We start from the raw sequence: 17,623 nt of genomic DNA, 5'->3' as shown, positions 1-17,623 counted from the left end.
CATGCTTAATTATAAATCGCTTGCACTTGTATCAAGTGGGGCAAAACTTTTAATTAAATCATCAACCGCTTTCATTTGCGTTAAGTACCCTTCTAACTTGCTAAGCGCTAGCGCACATGGGCCATCACATTTAGCTTCGTTAGGATTTGGATGCGCTTCAATAAATAAACCAGCAATACCCAACGCCATACCACTGCGCGCAAGCTCTGCAGCTTGTGCACGACGACCATCAGCAGAGTCAGCTCGTCCACCAGGGCGTTGTAGCGCATGTGTTGCATCAAAAATAACAGGTGCCATTGCCTTCATGTCATCCATACCCAGCATATCAACCACAAGGTTGTTGTAACCAAAGCTAGAACCACGCTCACAAAGAGCTACGTTGTTATTACCAGCTTCATTAAATTTAGTAATGATATGACGCATTTCATGTGGCGCTAAAAACTGTGGTTTTTTCACATTAATAATTGCACCTGTTTTAGCCATCGCCACAACTAAATCTGTTTGACGCGCTAAAAAAGCAGGTAACTGAATTACATCAACAACTTCTGCAACAGGTGCAGCTTGATGCGGTTCATGTACGTCAGTAATTAGTGGAATTTTAAACGTGTTTTTAATTTCTTCGAATATTTTTAAACCTTCTTCCATACCTGGACCGCGGTACGAATTGATTGAAGAGCGATTAGCTTTATCAAATGAGGCCTTAAATACATAAGGAATATTTAGTTTCGTCGTAACTTCTACGTAATGCTCTGCAACACGCATTGCTAAATCGCGAGATTCTAATACGTTAATACCACCAAACAATACAAACGGTTTGTTGTTTGCAAGTTCAATTTCATTAATTTTAATAATTTGGTCTTTCATTTAAATTCCTTAAGGTGCAACTGCTTGCATCATTAATCCACAAATATAAGCCATATAAGTACCCACACCGTAGCCTAGTACAGCTAACAAGACACCAACAGGCGCTAATGACGGATGAAACGCTGATGCTACAACAGGTGCTGACGCTGCGCCGCCCACATTAGCCTGAGAACCCACTGCCATATAAAATAACGGTGCTTTAATCAGTTTAGCCACAATTAACATAATGCTTGCATGCACTAACATCCAAATTGCACCCACTAAAAATAGCCCAGGGTTATTGAAAATAGCGGTTACATTCATGTGTAAGCCAATCGATGCAACCAAAATATATAAAAAGCTAGAAGCTACTTTTGAAGCGCCAAACGCTTCTATTTGCCTCACTTTAGTAAACGATAAGCCTATGCCAATCGTTGTTGATATAACAATTAGCCAAAAGAATTTACTGTTTAAGCTGTATTCTTTTGCCCATTCATAAGTAGTGCCAAAGTACGGCCCCAAAAAGTCAGCGCAAAAGTGTGCTAAGCCAGTTATACCAAATGCAATTGCAATCAGCGTCATGTAATCATTAAGAGTTGGAATGCGTGCATGTTCTGCGTGATATTCTTCCACACGCTTTTTCAAGTCTTCAATTGCGCTTGTATCAGCACCCGTCGCTGCATCAATCTTTTTATGATTTGCTGCCATTAACAATAAAACAGCCATCCAAATATTAGCGACAATTACATCAACTGTAATCATTACTGAGAATATATCACCACCAACTTCAAACATTTCTTTCATTGATGCTTGGTTAGCACCGCCGCCAATCCAGCTACCTGCAACAGTTGTCATACCGCGCCATACGGCATCTGGGCCATGCCCACCAACAATACTTGGGTCAAAAGCACTGACGACTAAAATAGCTAATGGCCCACCAATAACAATGCCTAAAGTACCCACTAAAAACATAATAAGTGCTTTAGGGCCTAAGTTAATAATCGCTTTTAAATCAATACTAATGGTAAGTAGTATTAAACAGGCAGGTAGTAAGTAGCGCGAAGCCACATAATAAACATTAGATTTATTACCATCTACAATACCAAAGGTATTTAATAACGAAGGTAAAAAGTAACACAGTAATAAAGCAGGTACGTATTTATAAAATCGTTTTAAAGCTGGACGCTCACTGTTTGAGGTTTTAAAAATAAACCCCAAAATAATAGCAAGCAAACCAAGCACAACGGCATCATTTGTAATTAATGCGCTTTGAGTTTCAACCATAATTATTCCTATTCTTAATGGTGCGTTTTATTATTATCTTCTAGTTCTTCTATTTGGTGTTGAATAATCTCTATTGCAGGATCGTCCGGACACTCATCTACAAAAAACTGTAAATCATCACGTGCCATTTTAGGGCAACCGAGCTGATTTAATAAGTAACCTCTGTCGCGTCTCTCATACGGGTCGTCGCCTATTAACTCCATTAGCATCTCTACACAGGTTAAAGCATGACCAAATTTATTTTCGCTAATGAAAGACCATTTTTGCTGAGCTAAAAATAACTTATATACTTCGTCATCAAAAATCAGTTCTAGTGGCTCTTGCTCTTGACCATCATCTTCATCTGCGTTTTCAGGGATAATATACCAACTTTGTTGTCCACTGCTTGGCTCTATTATGTAGCCTTCTTCATCACTAATCGCCACATGTACACCAACATCACCTTGGGTAAGACTAAGGTTCGCGTCACAGTTAGCTTGTTGTAAAAAATGACAAAGTATAATTGCCAGTGTTGTAGGTGAACCACTGCGCATAGAAAGCGTATAGCTTAATGTATTTAATTTATATTCAGGCACTTTTAAACCTGATGCACTAAATAGCCAATCACTGTAAAACATATCTAATAATTTTTCGAGGCGATCGTGCTCATCACTCACTTTTAAACACAGCGCTGAAATTTGCTGTTCAAAGTCAGTTAAAGTTTCATAACATGGTGTTAAATCTATCTGAGGGTCCCATTTTGACTCTGCTTTAATACAGCGGTAAATCGCTGGAGGTGTAAATTCATCGTAAGCATCATCAAGATAAGATTCATCGTGTTCGTCAAACCCGAGGGTAGTCATTAATACTGCAACATTTTAGAAAACGAAGGCGTAGTTTACCTAACTTTAAAGCTATATACCAATATAGAGATGTTTTTGAATATTTTCTGAAAGGGAGTCGTATTTGAGCTTTATAAAACAACTATAAAGCTCAAATAGTCAGATATTACTTAAAGCAAAAAAGCTGATTTAGACGTCGCTAAATAACCTATCGCCAAAATAACAGCAGTGTTAACCAAAACGTAAGCAACTTTAGCGGTCATTTTAGTTTGTCTGGCACTTTTAGCCCCAACACCAATATATATAACCACTAATACTATTTTTTCTAATAACCAATATTGTTCAAACGGGTTTATTCTAGCAATAAATATAAGCGTAAGTGCTGACACTAATAGTAAAGTATCTATGCTGTGACTGCCGATCATTACCCCTTTATTTTTTGCTAAGTTACCACTGCCCATTCGCGAAAAAGCGCGAACATAAAATAAAATCACACTTAACATCGCAATTGCCATGTGTAAGTGCTTTACTGCTAAATAATCCATATGCCCCTATACTTCTGTTTTATAAAAATCTAATTAAGAAAACGGCTAAGAACCGCTTATACTTATCAATGAGTTTTACTGTGTTGTCTCATTTCAGACTGAAGCTGTACGCTTTCAAACGCAAGCTGTACATTTTGCGAGAAAATTTTAATTAAATGTCGCTGTATATCAGTTAAATCTTTTGGGATTCCTGATATAAATAATATTGAGTTGTGATTATACTTGCTGCTGCAATACGCAAATAAGTAATTATCTTTATAAATAATACTTTTTTTATTAAGTGCCTGATGACATGCACTCAACTGTTCAATTTGTAGTACGTTTTCAAGCTCTTTACCTTCACTTTGTTCAAAATCACCAGTGCCAGAACAAACGATTAATTTTTTATTATTTCCACTCTCTGGGTTCTGCGCAACTAAAGTGCTTGCATACACTGCTTGATCCGCAACACCAAGTAAAGATGTTAACTGCTGCATAACGCCTTCAATAAAGTGCTCTATTGAATGCGCAGAAAAAATATCACGAGACGCTATAATTATTTTCTCAAGCCCTTCGCGTGACTGTTCAATCGAAATAATATCCCGATACGAGCGCAGGCTCGACATAATAACAGTAAATAGTTTTTGAGCCGTTAACTCTGTTTTTGATTTGTAATCGTTAATGTCATAATTAACAATCACTTGCCGTTCAGGTGCTTGGCCGGGTTGACCCGTTCTTAAAATAATCCGAATATGATTATTTTTAGCTTCTTCACGAATAAACTTAGCAACTTGCAAACCGGCATCATCGGTTTCCATTACTACATCAAGCAAAACAATTGCAGCGTCGGGATGCTCTTTCACAAGCTCTTTTGCTTCAGCACCTGAGTACGCACTAATAAATTCTAAGCGTTTATTTTGAAACTCAAAATCACTCAACGCTAGCTTTGTCACAGCATGAACTTCAGGTTCATCATCAACGATTAATACTTTCCAGGTACCGAGCTCAATTTCATTGATTGCTTCTTCTGGTTCATCTGAAAATAAAAAATCACCCATCATAGTCGAAATTCCTTCATGGCATTATTTAACGCACTAGCAGGCAATTATTATTCTTTAGGGCCACTGTGCAAACGTTACACGGTCATTATCACCAAAGTCTTTTACTGTTTTAATATTCACAAATGCCATTTTTTTGAAAAAATGACGAACAGCTTCACCTTGCTCAAAACCGTGTTCTATTAAAAGATAGCCACTAGATAACAAATAGTCACGTGATTGTGTAATTATTTGTTTAATATCAGACATTCCGCAATCATCAGCCACTAATGCCGACAAAGGCTCAAAGCGCACATCGCCCTGATTTAAATGTATATCACTGCTTTCAATATAAGGCGGGTTGGTAACAATTAGGTTGAATTTCTCACCATGTAACTCGCTAAACCAGTTGCTTTGCTTAACGTGTACGTTATTAATCGCCAATCGCTGCTGGTTACGTGTAGCAAGTGCAACTGCATCGCTTACTCTATCTACTGCAATAATTTGCCAATTAGGCATTTCACTACCCAATGCCAACGCAATTGCACCAGTACCCGTGCCTAAATCAAGCACTTTAGCTGTAGCAGGTACAGCCACTTCAAGTGCTTGTTCTACCAACGTTTCGGTATCTGGTCGAGGTATTAAAGTTGTTGCGTTAACTTCAAGCGATAAGCTCCAAAATTCACGTTGCCCCGTAATATGTGCAACAGGTTCGCCGTTTAAACGTCTTTGGCAAAATGTATTAAATTGCTGTTGTTGTTCGGCATTAAGCGCATGCTCTGGCCAAGTAAAAAGGTAACTGTGAGGTTTTTGAAGAATATGTAGAAGTAAAACTTGTGCGTCTAATTTAGCACTTTCGCTGCTAGGTGCTAATAAATTAGCGCCTGCAGCAATAGCTTGTTCAAGAGTTTGGCTCACGATTACTCGTCGCCCATAGCCGCTAATAAGTCAGCTTGATGTTCTTGCATTAATGGGTCAATAACACAGCTTAAATCACCCGCTACCACTTCATTCAAACGATAAAGTGTTAAGTTAATACGGTGATCGGTAATACGACCTTGTGGGTAGTTATAAGTACGGATACGTTCAGAACGATCGCCACTACCTACTAAGTCACGACGTTCAGATGCTTCTGCCGCATGGCGCTTTTCATCTTCAGCCTGTTGCAAACGTGCTGCAAGTACTGACATCGCTTTAGCACGGTTTTTATGCTGTGAACGTTGATCCTGACACTCAACAACAACACCGGTAGGTATATGTGTAAGTCGAATAGCAGAATCTGTTTTATTAACGTGCTGACCACCTGCGCCTGATGCACGAAATGTATCAACTTTTAAATCTGCGGTATTAATTTGTATCGCTTCGGCCTCTGGTACTTCCGCCATTACCGCAACAGTACACGCAGAGGTATGAACTCGCCCTTGTGACTCAGTTTCTGGTACACGTTGTACGCGATGTACGCCTGATTCAAACTTTAATTGACCGTAAACACCTTCGCCACTGATATTTGCAATAACTTCTTTGTAACCGCCATGCTCACCTTCATTGGTGCTTACAACTTCTACTTTCCATTTTTTATTTTCTGCGTAGCGGCTGTACATACGAAATAAGTCACCAGCAAAAATAGCCGCTTCATCGCCGCCCGTCCCTGCACGTACTTCAACAAACACGTTGTTGTTATCTCGCGGATCTTTTGGCAACATTAATACTTGAATTTGATCTTCAATCACTAGTATTTGTGCTTTTGCTTCTTTATATTCTTCTTGCGCCATTTCACGCATTTCAGGGTCAGAATCTTTAAGCATTTCTTCTGCACTGGCTAAATCGTCTTGCGTTTCTTTATAGTTTAAAAACGTTTTTACAATCTCTTCAAGCTCAGAATACTCTTTTGAAAGCGCACGAAAACGGTTTTGATCACTAATGACCGACGGGTCGCTTAGCAGCGCTTGTACTTCTTCGTAACGCTCTACTAAGGTTTCTAATTTATTATAAACAGACTCTTTCATTTAACGGTTATTCCTGATCAATACCTAACATTTTTTTCAACTGGTTTAGCTGCGCCACTTCACCTTTTTTCGCTGCATCTTGTATTGCACGGGTAGGCGCGTGCATTAAGCGATTGGTTAATTTATTGGCGAGCTCTAATATAATTTTTTCTGCATCTTTACCTGTATTGAGCTGACTAACAGCACGCTCTACAAGTTCAGACTTAATTGTTTGTACATCGTTTCGATAATGGCGGATTAAATCTACCGAATCGAGTGAACGCATCCACATTGCAAATTCTTTGGTGCGTTCAGTAATAATTATTTGCGCTTGCTGTGCAGCTTGCTCGCGCGCTGCCATATTCTCGCTTACAATGGTTTGTAAGTCATCAACGGAATATAAATAGGCAGCATCTAGCTCCCCAACTTGGCTTTCTATATCACGTGGAACCGCTATATCTATAAATAGCATAGGTTTGTGACGTCGCTGCTTTAGCGCCTGCTCAACCACCCCTTTACCAATAATAGGCAAAGTGCTGGCTGTAGAACTAATCACTATATCGGCTTTATGCAAACGCTCAGGCAATTGCGCCAAAGCAATCACATCTGCCGACACTTCGTCAGCTAAGTTACGAGCTCGCTCAATAGTTCTATTTGCAACAGTGATATTTTGAGGCTCATTTTGGTATAAATGTTTAGCAACCAATTCAATGGTTTCACCAGCGCCAATTAATAACACATTGGTCTTATCAAGCTTGCCATAAATATGCTTTGCCAAGTTAACTGCAGCAAACGCTACCGATACCGCACTTGCGCCAATATCGGTTTCAGTTCTAACTTGTTTCGCTACTGAAAATGTTTTTTGAAACAACCTATCAAACGTAACACCTACTGCATCGTGGTTTTTAGCACTAAAAAACGATTGTTTTATTTGCCCCAGAATTTGCGGTTCACCCAACACCAAAGAATCCAACCCACACGCCACGCGCATTAAGTGATTAATAGCATCATTATCTTCGTAGCAATAAGTGTTTTTGCTCAGTTCATGTTCATCCAAACCATGGAAACTGGCAAGCCAGCTCAACAGTGTTTGGGAATTTTGCTGAGCGAGGCTACAATAGATCTCGGTTCGATTGCAGGTAGACACAATAACCGCTTCATTAAAGTCGGCATGGCCACTTAATTGTTGCAACGCCTCTGAAATTTGCTCAGGCGAAAAAGCCACTTTTTCACGTAATTCTACGGATGCGGTTTTGTGATTTATACCTAGTGCTATTATGGTCATATTTGCCAAATATTGCTGAGCCCTACTTCAAAGGCGGTAATTTTACCAAAAATCAGCGGAATATGGAAAGTAAGGAACAACATTTGATTCGACAATATTTGATTTTATTCATGTTTTTTTTGTTTTTAGGTGGCTGTGCTCATCAAATTGATACAAAAACAACACTTTATGATGATTGGAAACCACGTTTAGCTGCTCAAAAAACTTGGCAAGTAGAAGGTAAGCTTGCATTTATTAGCCCAGAAGAGCGTCAATCTGCAAACTTAAATTGGCAGCAAACAACAAATTCCAATAATTTAATACTGACTACATTTATTGGTACTCGTATTTTGTCGCTTAAACAAACAGCTAACGGTGCTGAATTAGAGTTTGACGGTGAACAATATTTTGATACTAACGCTGCAGAGCTTTTAAAAAGATTAACGGGTTTTACACTACCGGTTGATAATGCCGATAACTGGCTCAAAGGCACTATTGACGATGAAAGTTTAATTGTTGATGAGCTTGGGCGTGCAAAGCAAGTATTATGGTTTGATAATACAGGCAAAAAATGGCAAATAGATTATGGCACTTATGTACAAAACGCAGGTTACTGGTTACCTACTAAACTGACGTTAAAGCACCAACAAATAAAAATTAAAATTCAACTATACGATTGGCAGTTTAAATAAGTATGAATAACAAAACCTCTTTTTCACTTATTGCTCCGGCAAAACTCAATTTATTTTTACATATTAATGCTCGCCGAGAAGATGGCTATCATGAACTTGAAACCTTATTTACTTTTTTAAATTTTGGTGATGAGCTGCATTTTGAGTTAACAACAGATGGGAGTATTTCTGTCGGTGGTGATACTAAAGACATCCCTCTAAATGATAATCTCATCTATAAAGCGGCTTTATTATTACAAACACACTGTAAAACCTCTTTGGGTGTAAAAATAAATTTAATTAAGCGCTTGCCGATGGGGGGCGGTGTTGGAGGAGGTTCATCTGACGCAGCGAGTACTTTATTAGCCCTAAATAAGTTATGGAAATTGGCACTAAATTTAGAAACACTAGCACAATTGGGGCTCAAGTTAGGGGCAGATGTTCCGGTGTTCATACAAGGTCAAAGCGCCATAGCGCACGGTATTGGTGAAAAACTACACCAAGTAACACTTGAACAAAAATGGTACTGCGTTGTACACCCTAACCAACATGTAAGTACCGCAAAAATATTTACACATCCAGATTTAAAACGCGACACACCAAAAATAATAGGCGACTGGAAACACCATACTTTGACCAACGATTGTGAGCCTTTAGTTAAAAAGCTTTGCCCCGAGGTTGAAAAAACCCTCCAGTGGTTGCTAAAATACGCACCGTCGAAGATGACCGGAACAGGTTCATGTTGTTTTGTCGAATTTGCTAGCCAAGTTCAAGCACAAGATGTACTTGAAAATCTCCCCCATACTTGGCAGGGTTTTGTGGCTTCAAGCGCAAATGTCTCACCTGCTCATACGGAGTTAACCGCCATATTCGATCAATGAAGTAACGTACAAGTAATCATAAGTTAACCCGCAGTGATATTTATCATTGCCCGTTAGTCCAAATATTCAGTGCCTGAGGAACCCTACCGTGCCTGACATGAAGCTCTTCGCTGGTAACGCAACACCTGAGTTAGCTCAAAAAGTTGCAAAACGTTTATATATTGAATTAGGCGATGCTGTTGTTGGCCGTTTTAGCGACGGTGAGATCAGTGTTCAAATAAATGAAAATGTTCGTGGCTCGGACGTTTTTATCTTGCAATCAACCTGTGCCCCTACAAACGATAACCTGATGGAACTTATCGTTATGGTTGATGCTCTACGTCGTGCATCTGCAGGTCGTATTACTGCCGTCATTCCTTATTTTGGTTATGCGCGCCAAGACCGTCGTGTACGTTCTGCTCGTGTTCCAATTACCGCTAAAGTTGTTGCAGATTTCTTATCAAGTGTTGGTGTTGACCGTGTTCTTACGGTTGATTTACACGCTGAACAAATCCAAGGCTTCTTTGATGTACCTGTAGATAACGTATTTGGCAGCCCTGTATTACTTGAAGATATGAAAGAACGCGACTTTGAAGACGTCGTTGTTGTATCTCCAGATATTGGTGGTGTTGTACGTGCTCGTGCAATTGCAAAATTACTAAACGATACCGATTTAGCAATCATTGATAAACGTCGCCCTCAAGCAAATGTTTCTCAAGTAATGCACATTATTGGTGACGTTGAAGGTCGTGATTGTATTATCGTAGATGATATGATTGATACCGGTGGTACATTGTGTAAAGCCGCAGAAGCACTTAAAGAACATGGCGCTAAGCGTGTATTTGCATATGCAACGCACCCTATCCTTTCAGGTAAAGCAGCCGAAAACTTACGTGACTCAATGATTGATGAAGTAATTGTAACTGACTCAATTCCGCTATCTGATGAGCTTAAAGCCCTTGATAAAGTTAAGGTACTTACGCTTGCTGACATGTTAGCAGAGACTATTCGTCGTATTAGTAACGAAGAATCTATCTCAGCGATGTTTGAACACTAAAATTAAACATTCCTGAATATAAAAGCGCCTTTTGGCGCTTTTTTTGTAAGCGATGTTTATTTTATCTGGGCGTGGTGGTATGATAGCGCGCCTTTTGGTTAGGGACCTTGGTCGCAAAGGCCCTACACATTTAAATAACTGGAGACATCATGTCTAACAAAACTTATACGTATAACGCTGAACTTCGCGTAGAAACTGGTACTGGTGCGAGCCGCCGCCTACGTCGCGAAGACAAAGTTCCTGCAATCCTTTACGGAGCTGATAAAGAAGCTTTATCTCTTACTTTTGCTCATAAAGATATGATCAAAGCTCAAGAAGACGAAGGTTTCTACACGCATATCCTTACGCTTAACGTTGATGGCGAAGCTGTTGAAGTAATCTTAAAAGATATCCAACGTCACCCATTCAAGCCTAAGCTTACTCACCTTGATTTCCAACGTGTAGATGCTACTCATAAATTTCAAACTAAAGTTCCTCTACACTTCATCGGTGAAGAGATTGTAACTAAAGCTGGCGCAACTGTTGTTCACCAGTTAACTGAAGTTGAAATTACGTGTCTTCCAAAAGCACTTCCAGAATTCATTGAAGTAGATGTTTCTAAGTTTGTTGTTGGCGATTCAGTTCATATCTCTGACCTAACTTTCCCTAAAGGCGTTAGCTCTGTAGATTTAGCTAAAGGCGAAGGCCATGATCAGTCTATCCTGACTATCAAAGCAAACAAAGCAGCTCCAGTTGAAGACGACGCTGCAGCAGCAGAATAATATTTAAGGTCTCGCAACCTTGAATTCTATTCAAATGCTTGTGGGCCTGGCTAATCCAGGCCCCGAATACGCAAACACACGCCACAATGCAGGTGCTTGGTTCATCGAGCAAATCGCTGCACGCTATAACTGCACTCTAAAACACGATCCTAAATATCACGGCCTCACAGGCAAAGTGATCATTCAAGGCCAAGAATTCAAATTATTGATCCCCACTACTTACATGAATTTAAGTGGTAAAGCGGTCAGTAGTTTAGCTAATTTTTTCAAAATCCCTGTCGAGGACATTTTAGTTGCCCATGACGAATTGGATTTAGACCCAGGCGTTGCCAAATTAAAAAAAGGTGGCGGGCATGGCGGTCATAATGGTTTAAAAGACATTATTGCAAAAATGGCAAATCAAAAAGACTTTATGCGCTTGCGCATTGGTGTAGGTCATCCGGGGCATCGTGAAATGGTAACTGGTTGGGTGCTTGGAAAAGCGGCCAAAGAAGACCAAGAAAAAATGGATGCTGCTGTTGATGAAGCAGTTCGTTGCATGGAAATACTTGCAAAAGATGGTGTGTTAAAAGCACAAAACAGACTACATTCGTTTAAACCCTAGTAACTTGGGTCCAAGTACACCGTTTAAACGAATTCTAAACAAGGTATCTTACTATGGGTTTTAAATGTGGCATCGTTGGCTTGCCTAACGTAGGTAAATCAACGCTTTTCAATGCACTAACTAAAGCGGGTATTGAAGCCGCTAACTTTCCTTTTTGTACCATTGAGCCTAATACAGGTGTGGTGCCTGTGCCAGATCCTCGTCTAGACGAACTTGCTAAAATTGTTAATCCTCAACGAGTTCTTACCACTAGTATGGAATTTGTAGATATTGCTGGCTTGGTAAAAGGCGCATCTAAAGGTGAAGGCCTTGGTAACCAGTTTTTAGCTAACATTCGTGAAACCGATGCAATTGGCCACGTAGTTCGCTGTTTTGAAGATGAAAACATCATTCACGTAGCAGGCACTATTGACCCTGCTGACGATATTGACGTAATCAACACTGAGTTAGTACTTGCTGATATGGATAGCGCTGAAAAAGCCCTTTTCCGTAACGCAAAAAAAGCAAAAGGTGGTGATAAAGACGCCAAAGAGCAAAATGCCGTACTTGAAAAAGTAAAAGTGCATCTTGATGAAGGCTTAACTTTACGCGCTTTAGCATTAACTAAAGAAGAAAAAGCAGCAATCAGCTCTATCAACTTCTTAACTATTAAACCAACTATGTATATTGCAAACGTTGCTGAAGATGGTTTTGAAAATAATCCATACCTTGACCGTGTACGCGCTATTGCTGCAGCTGAAGATGCGATTGTTGTTCCTGTATGTGCTGCTATCGAATCTGAGCTTTCAGAATTAGATGACGAGGATAAGCTTGAGTTTATGGCTGATCTTGGCTTAGAAGAGCCCGGCCTTAATCTTGTTATTCGTGGTGGTTATGAATTACTACAATTACAAACTTATTTCACTGCGGGTGTTAAAGAAGTGCGTGCATGGACAATCCCTGTAGGTGCAACAGCGCCACAAGCAGCGGGTAAAATCCATACCGACTTCGAGCGTGGCTTTATTCGTGCGCAAACGATTGCTTTTGACGACTTTGTTGCCTTTAAAGGTGAAAGCGGCGCAAAAGAAGCAGGTAAGATGCGTCAAGAAGGTAAAGAGTACATTGTTAAAGACGGCGATGTAATGAACTTCTTGTTCAACGTATAAGTCAAATGAAACCAAATTAGTATTGGTAATAATTTTAAAGGCTCGTTTTTACGAGCCTTTTTTGTACCTCCAACGTTATAAACTTATAACATTGATATAGCCCCAACCTAAATGCCTACGTTTAATTTAAAAAAACACCCTAAGCAGAAGATCAAACCTCAATAATAAGTACCTCTTAAATAAATTAATGTTAAGATTTAACCAGAGCGTAATAATTTGTTGAATAATCAAACAGCTTCAAACTATTGGTTTTTGCTTTTTTTATTTAGCGACGAATTTTGTATGTGAATTGCACTCAAAAAATCATCATTTTTATTAAAATTTAGCCGCTTAGCTTAATTTTCCTGCAAACAAACACAGTTAAGTGTTTTTTTGCAAAAAAGGTGTTGACGAATTTGGGTCATATCAGCATAATACGCCCCGCACTCAGCGATGAAGTGCTAACAAAAAAAGATGGCTAAGTAGCTCAGCTGGTTAGAGCACATCACTCATAATGATGGGGTCACAGGTTCAAATCCCGTCTTAGCCACCATATTTTTTTGTTGCTCAATGAAGAGTTTAAAATAACTACCTTGTGTGCGGGAGTGGCGGAATTGGTAGACGCGCTGGATTTAGGTTCCAGTATCTTAGGATGTGAGAGTTCAAGTCTCTCCTTCCGCACCATAATTCTTGATAAGAATTAAAACTATCAATTGTTATTGTTGGGATATCGCCAAGCGGTAAGGCACCAGGTTTTGATCCTGGCATTCCCAGGTTCAAATCCTGGTATCCCAGCCAACAATGGCTAAGTAGCTCAGCTGGTTAGAGCACATCACTCATAATGATGGGGTCACAGGTTCAAATCCCGTCTTAGCCACCATTTCTTTTTTTAGAAGTGGCTCTGCAAGAGTTAAATTGCACTCAATGAAGAGTCTAAAATAACTACCTGTGTTTTATAACACAAACGATGCGGGAGTGGCGGAATTGGTAGACGCGCTGGATTTAGGTTCCAGTAACTTCGGTTGTGAGAGTTCAAGTCTCTCTTTCCGCACCATGTTCTTGATACGAACTAAAAATATCAATTAATTCTTTGTTGGGATATCGCCAAGCGGTAAGGCACCAGGTTTTGATCCTGGCATTCCCAGGTTCAAATCCTGGTATCCCAGCCAACTTCTTCTACCAAGGAAAGTTGGATAAAAGAATAACTCTTGCTTAGAGTTTAAATAAGCAAATTAGTGATGCGGGAGTGGCGGAATTGGTAGACGCGCTGGATTTAGGTTCCAGTATCTTAGGATGTGAGAGTTCAAGTCTCTCCTTCCGCACCATGTTCTGATAAGAACTAAAATTATAAAAGAATTCTTTGTTGGGATATCGCCAAGCGGTAAGGCACCAGGTTTTGATCCTGGCATTCCCAGGTTCAAATCCTGGTATCCCAGCCAACTTCTTCTACCAAGGAAAGTTGAATAAAAGAATTACTCTAGCTTAGAGGTTAAATGAGCACATTAGTGATGCGGGAGTGGCGGAATTGGTAGACGCGCTGGATTTAGGTTCCAGTATCTTAGGATGTGAGAGTTCAAGTCTCTCCTTCCGCACCATGTTCTTATTAAGAACTAAAATTAATATCAAATTTATAGTTGGGATATCGCCAAGCGGTAAGGCACCAGGTTTTGATCCTGGCATTCCCAGGTTCAAATCCTGGTATCCCAGCCAATTTGACTTCCTTCTCTAAAACTTCTCAATATTCATTAAATTCAGCTTACTTTTTCTGTACTTAAATATACATTTATAAATTCGTCTATATCTATTGGTTTGCTATATAAATACCCTTGTAAATAATCACAGTTCATACTCAATAGCGCTTGCTCTACTTCTTTGGTTTCTATTCCTTCAGCTACTACATCGCAATTTAATCGGCTCGCCAAAAACAACGTAGATTCTACAATAGCGTAATCAGGCGGATTAATGAGCATATCTTTGATAAACGATTGATCTATTTTTATCTGGTTTATGGGCAACTCCCTTAATAACGACAGTGACGAAAACCCCGTACCAAAATCATCAACACTAAATTTAAATCCACGCATACTTAACTGCTGCATCATTTTTCTTGCTGCGGGTATGTTTGTCATCATTGCCCCTTCTGTAATTTCAAATATTAGTGAATCACTTAAAGTCGGGTCAGTAGTAAGTAAGCTAATTATAAATTCGTAAAACTCGCTGCTTTCAATATCTTTCGTTGATAAGTTGACATGAATAGTGCCGGTGAACCCAAACAGTTTAAGTTTTCTAATATGGTTAACTGCTTCTTGTACAACCCATTTCGATAAAACAAAAATAAGCCCTGTACGCTCAGCTACACTTATAAACTTTTCAGGACTAATAAAGCTACCATCAGCTTGCGGCCATCGGATCAGCGCTTCTAGGCCATGCAATTGAATATCTTTGGAGTTCATTATTGGTTGTAAATAAAGCTCGAACTTCCCTTTGTGTAACGCGGCTTTAATTTTGACTGATAAATCAAAAAAGTCCTCAGCTCGTTTACCTATTTCAGATGAGTAATTTACTAAAGGTTGAAATGTCTTTTTTGCTTCATGCAATGCCAAGTTGGCTTTTTTTAATAACTGGTCAGGTAATCGGCTATCATCTGGGAAACGGCTAACGCCTATACTTAATTGTATTTTAACCATTTGCTCATGTGTACAAAACGGAGCTTTGACGGCTGAGTTTATAATATTTACACAGTGAGCCATGCTTTCATCCGTATCGGTATTCAGTAAGAACGCAAACTCATCCCCCCCTATTCGATATAATTTAGCAATGCCACATAGTTCTTTGCTTAACTTATTAGCAAAAGCAGCCAGTAGTTGATCACCACATTGATGACCAAACGCATCATTAATTTGTTTAAAATTATTTAAATCAATATAAAATAATGCAAATGAAGAAGGGTAATCGACTTGTTTACTCAAGGATTTAAAAAAGCTATTGCGGTTGGGTAAGGTTGTTAAGTTATCGTGCTCAGTTTGATATTTTTGATACTGCGTTGCTTGCTCTATTTTAAGGATGCTTTTCAAACTCAGTTTGACAACTAAGAAAACAAACCCTGCACCACCAAATAATATTGTGGCAACTGCATTTCTTATTATTGGTGCCGTATCGTAATTTGAAAAGTAATAAAGTATCCACCAATACCCTAAAATAAAACAGACAATAGCGCATAAAAGTACACTCCACGCTCTTTGCGATGTTTTTTTACAAACTTTAAAGGTTGTTTTTAAGCTAGCAACTAGCAGTAGCGCACCTAAAATAATTATTACTGAAAAAAAATTATCCACACATAGGCTCTTTAAAATTATTAAATTGCGGTTTAGTGATATAACCCTAGTCAAATTAAAATTTTATTTAATATAACTGGGTCACTATTTGTTCACTTAAAAAACAGACATAAAAAAAGGCTCATAAATGAGCCTTTTTAATCTCTACTTTAAATTTAGCCTAAATCACCGCTAATTGCGTATTTTAAAACCCAGTTTTTTATAGGACCTGTATTATTAGCCACTTTTAAAAACTGGCTACGTGCCCATTTAAGTGGCGCGACTTGGTTAGAAAAGCCAAAGTAACACGCGTCCATCATGCTCATCATTAATAAATTAGCCTTACGGCGAGCTCGCTCGTATTCTTTAAGCGTTAACGGGCAACCTATATCCCCTGCATTGTCTAAAACTTCAGCAAGTGCCACTACATCCTGAAAACCTAAATTTACACCCTGCCCTGCAAGCGGATTTATTGTATGTGCAGCGTCGCCGACTAAAACTAAGCGCCCTTGTGAATAGCTGTTAGCATGTTGGCGAGTAAGCGGAAATATTGCATGAGTCTGTACTTCAAAGTCTCCAGCAAGTTCAGGAAATTTATTAAGTATGTGCATTTTTAGCTCAGCTGGGTTTAGCCCTTTAAATGCTTGCAGTGTATTTGCATCGTCGTACCAAATTAAATTAGCGTATGGTGCCTGCATTGGCAAAAATGCGAGTGGCCCACTTGGCGTAAACTGCTGCCATGTTTTTATTTGTTGCGGCGCATCGAGTTTAATTAATACCCCCATGCAATGCTGCTGATACTGCCAGCCGGTAATTCCTATATTAGCTTTAGCACGCAGCTGCGATTGTCCGCCATCGGCTGCAATCACTAAATCAGCGGTATAGGTTTTAGCTCCATACACAAGCGTAATTAAATCATCCGTTTGCTCTATTTTAGTAATAGGTGTGGCTTGCTCAATAACCTCAATCTTATAATGATCAAATTGCTGCCATAAACTTGCTTGAATTAAACTATTTTCAATTAAGTGGCCTAAATGCGTGGTGTTTATATCGGCGCAGTCAAACAATAAATTATCACCACCGCGCTCAAATGCCTCCAATTGCTGATAAGGCGCTATGCGGTTTTGCCTTAAAAGCGGCATTGCTCCTAATTCATCAAGTAAATTTTCTGAAAAACGATTAATAGCCGACACTCTAATATCAACCTTATCACTACTAAGAATCTGTGATGGATCTATAAGGTGTTTTTCGATTATGCGTACGCCAAAGCCCTGTTGAGCAAGCTTTATCGCCATAGCCGCGCCAACCATGCCACCACCAACTACTATCACATTATTTTTAGTCATGTTTTTCATCATTTTATTATTACTTGAGTCTGTTTTGATTGTATCAAAATTAATTTGTTTTATACCATAGGATATCCCTAACCGCTGATTAAACTCGCCTCGTATTGATTTGAGATCACAAACATGAA

At 39.2% G+C, this 17,623-nt stretch carries 15 protein-coding genes, 10 tRNA genes and 1 pseudogene; 16 read left to right on the top strand and 10 right to left on the bottom strand.

Going from position 1 to position 17,623, the window contains the following annotated elements; all coding sequences use genetic code 11:
* Positions 1-9: 9 nt before the first annotated feature.
* The 8 genes and pseudogenes from kdsA to hemA all read right to left on the bottom strand — a co-directional run bounded on the left by kdsA (position 10) and on the right by hemA (position 7,779).
* Positions 10-864 (bottom strand): 3-deoxy-8-phosphooctulonate synthase, encoded by an 855-nt coding sequence (gene kdsA / locus RB214_RS05955; protein ID WP_002958560.1) that lies wholly within the window; start codon positions 862-864, stop codon positions 10-12.
* Positions 865-873: 9 nt separating this feature from the next.
* A complete protein-coding gene (locus RB214_RS05950; RefSeq protein WP_024595290.1) occupies positions 874-2,127 on the bottom strand; it encodes a DUF819 domain-containing protein in 1,254 nt (417 codons plus the stop codon).
* A 14-nt stretch (positions 2,128-2,141) separates the two neighbouring features.
* Positions 2,142-2,969 (bottom strand): tetratricopeptide repeat protein, encoded by an 828-nt coding sequence (locus tag RB214_RS05945; RefSeq protein ID WP_002958558.1) that lies wholly within the window; start codon positions 2,967-2,969, stop codon positions 2,142-2,144.
* Positions 2,970-3,118: 149 nt separating this feature from the next.
* On the bottom strand, positions 3,119-3,493 hold the full coding sequence (locus tag RB214_RS05940) for a SirB2 family protein (RefSeq protein WP_309168598.1): 375 nt from the start codon (positions 3,491-3,493) through the stop codon (positions 3,119-3,121).
* An 89-nt stretch (positions 3,494-3,582) separates the two neighbouring features.
* Positions 3,583-4,533: pseudogene (locus tag RB214_RS05935) on the bottom strand (DUF3369 domain-containing protein); the annotation flags it as partial.
* Positions 4,534-4,587: 54 nt separating this feature from the next.
* Positions 4,588-5,427, bottom strand: coding sequence for a peptide chain release factor N(5)-glutamine methyltransferase (prmC, locus tag RB214_RS05930; protein ID WP_010554719.1), 840 nt, complete (start codon positions 5,425-5,427; stop codon positions 4,588-4,590).
* A 2-nt stretch (positions 5,428-5,429) separates the two neighbouring features.
* Positions 5,430-6,515, bottom strand: coding sequence for a peptide chain release factor 1 (prfA, locus tag RB214_RS05925; RefSeq protein ID WP_197099056.1), 1,086 nt, complete (start codon positions 6,513-6,515; stop codon positions 5,430-5,432).
* Positions 6,516-6,522: 7 nt separating this feature from the next.
* Positions 6,523-7,779 carry a glutamyl-tRNA reductase gene (gene hemA / locus RB214_RS05920; protein WP_024594740.1) on the bottom strand — a complete coding sequence of 419 codons (1,257 nt, stop codon included), beginning with the start codon at positions 7,777-7,779 and terminating at the stop codon, positions 6,523-6,525.
* A gap of 83 nt (positions 7,780-7,862) precedes the next feature.
* Between hemA and lolB the strand changes: the two genes are divergently transcribed.
* The 16 genes from lolB (at position 7,863) to RB214_RS05840 (ending at position 14,545) form a co-directional block, all read left to right on the top strand.
* Positions 7,863-8,450, top strand: coding sequence for a lipoprotein insertase outer membrane protein LolB (lolB, locus tag RB214_RS05915; RefSeq protein WP_033020640.1), 588 nt, complete (start codon positions 7,863-7,865; stop codon positions 8,448-8,450).
* Between the two features lie 2 nt (positions 8,451-8,452).
* A complete protein-coding gene (gene ispE / locus RB214_RS05910) occupies positions 8,453-9,310 on the top strand; it encodes a 4-(cytidine 5'-diphospho)-2-C-methyl-D-erythritol kinase (protein ID WP_138489384.1) in 858 nt (285 codons plus the stop codon).
* Positions 9,311-9,398: 88 nt separating this feature from the next.
* Positions 9,399-10,346, top strand: a complete 948-nt coding sequence (locus RB214_RS05905; protein WP_002958550.1) for a ribose-phosphate pyrophosphokinase — start codon at positions 9,399-9,401, stop codon at positions 10,344-10,346.
* Positions 10,347-10,495: 149 nt separating this feature from the next.
* Positions 10,496-11,107, top strand: a complete 612-nt coding sequence (locus RB214_RS05900; protein WP_002958549.1) for a 50S ribosomal protein L25/general stress protein Ctc — start codon at positions 10,496-10,498, stop codon at positions 11,105-11,107.
* A gap of 19 nt (positions 11,108-11,126) precedes the next feature.
* Entirely contained in the window at positions 11,127-11,711 is a 585-nt protein-coding gene (gene pth, locus RB214_RS05895) for an aminoacyl-tRNA hydrolase (protein WP_002958548.1), read from the top strand.
* A gap of 53 nt (positions 11,712-11,764) precedes the next feature.
* A complete protein-coding gene (gene ychF / locus RB214_RS05890) occupies positions 11,765-12,856 on the top strand; it encodes a redox-regulated ATPase YchF (RefSeq protein WP_002958547.1) in 1,092 nt (363 codons plus the stop codon).
* A 455-nt stretch (positions 12,857-13,311) separates the two neighbouring features.
* A tRNA-Met gene (locus RB214_RS05885) sits at positions 13,312-13,388 on the top strand.
* A gap of 46 nt (positions 13,389-13,434) precedes the next feature.
* Positions 13,435-13,519 (top strand) — tRNA-Leu (locus tag RB214_RS05880).
* 39 nt (positions 13,520-13,558) lie between these two features.
* Positions 13,559-13,633: transfer RNA gene (locus RB214_RS05875), tRNA-Gln, on the top strand.
* Positions 13,634-13,638: 5 nt separating this feature from the next.
* Positions 13,639-13,715: transfer RNA gene (locus tag RB214_RS05870), tRNA-Met, on the top strand.
* 89 nt (positions 13,716-13,804) lie between these two features.
* Positions 13,805-13,889 (top strand) — tRNA-Leu (locus RB214_RS05865).
* A 40-nt stretch (positions 13,890-13,929) separates the two neighbouring features.
* Positions 13,930-14,004, top strand: a tRNA-Gln gene (locus RB214_RS05860).
* Between the two features lie 71 nt (positions 14,005-14,075).
* Positions 14,076-14,160: transfer RNA gene (locus RB214_RS05855), tRNA-Leu, on the top strand.
* A gap of 39 nt (positions 14,161-14,199) precedes the next feature.
* A tRNA-Gln gene (locus RB214_RS05850) sits at positions 14,200-14,274 on the top strand.
* A gap of 71 nt (positions 14,275-14,345) precedes the next feature.
* Positions 14,346-14,430 (top strand) — tRNA-Leu (locus RB214_RS05845).
* A gap of 40 nt (positions 14,431-14,470) precedes the next feature.
* Positions 14,471-14,545 (top strand) — tRNA-Gln (locus RB214_RS05840).
* Between the two features lie 41 nt (positions 14,546-14,586).
* Here the strand turns inward: RB214_RS05840 and RB214_RS05835 are convergent.
* Both RB214_RS05835 and RB214_RS05830 read right to left on the bottom strand, forming a co-directional pair.
* On the bottom strand, positions 14,587-16,170 hold the full coding sequence (locus RB214_RS05835) for a bifunctional diguanylate cyclase/phosphodiesterase (protein WP_165743023.1): 1,584 nt from the start codon (positions 16,168-16,170) through the stop codon (positions 14,587-14,589).
* Positions 16,171-16,325: 155 nt separating this feature from the next.
* Positions 16,326-17,495 (bottom strand): FAD-dependent monooxygenase, encoded by a 1,170-nt coding sequence (locus tag RB214_RS05830; protein WP_309168597.1) that lies wholly within the window; start codon positions 17,493-17,495, stop codon positions 16,326-16,328.
* Positions 17,496-17,623: the final 128 nt, after the last annotated feature.

Origin of the sequence: Pseudoalteromonas sp. HL-AS1, from assembly GCF_031198785.1 — a bacterium.
Lineage (GTDB): Bacteria > Pseudomonadota > Gammaproteobacteria > Enterobacterales > Alteromonadaceae > Pseudoalteromonas > Pseudoalteromonas distincta.
The sequence above is the reverse complement of the archived record's forward strand: the minus strand, read 5'-3'. Positions and strand labels throughout refer to the sequence as shown.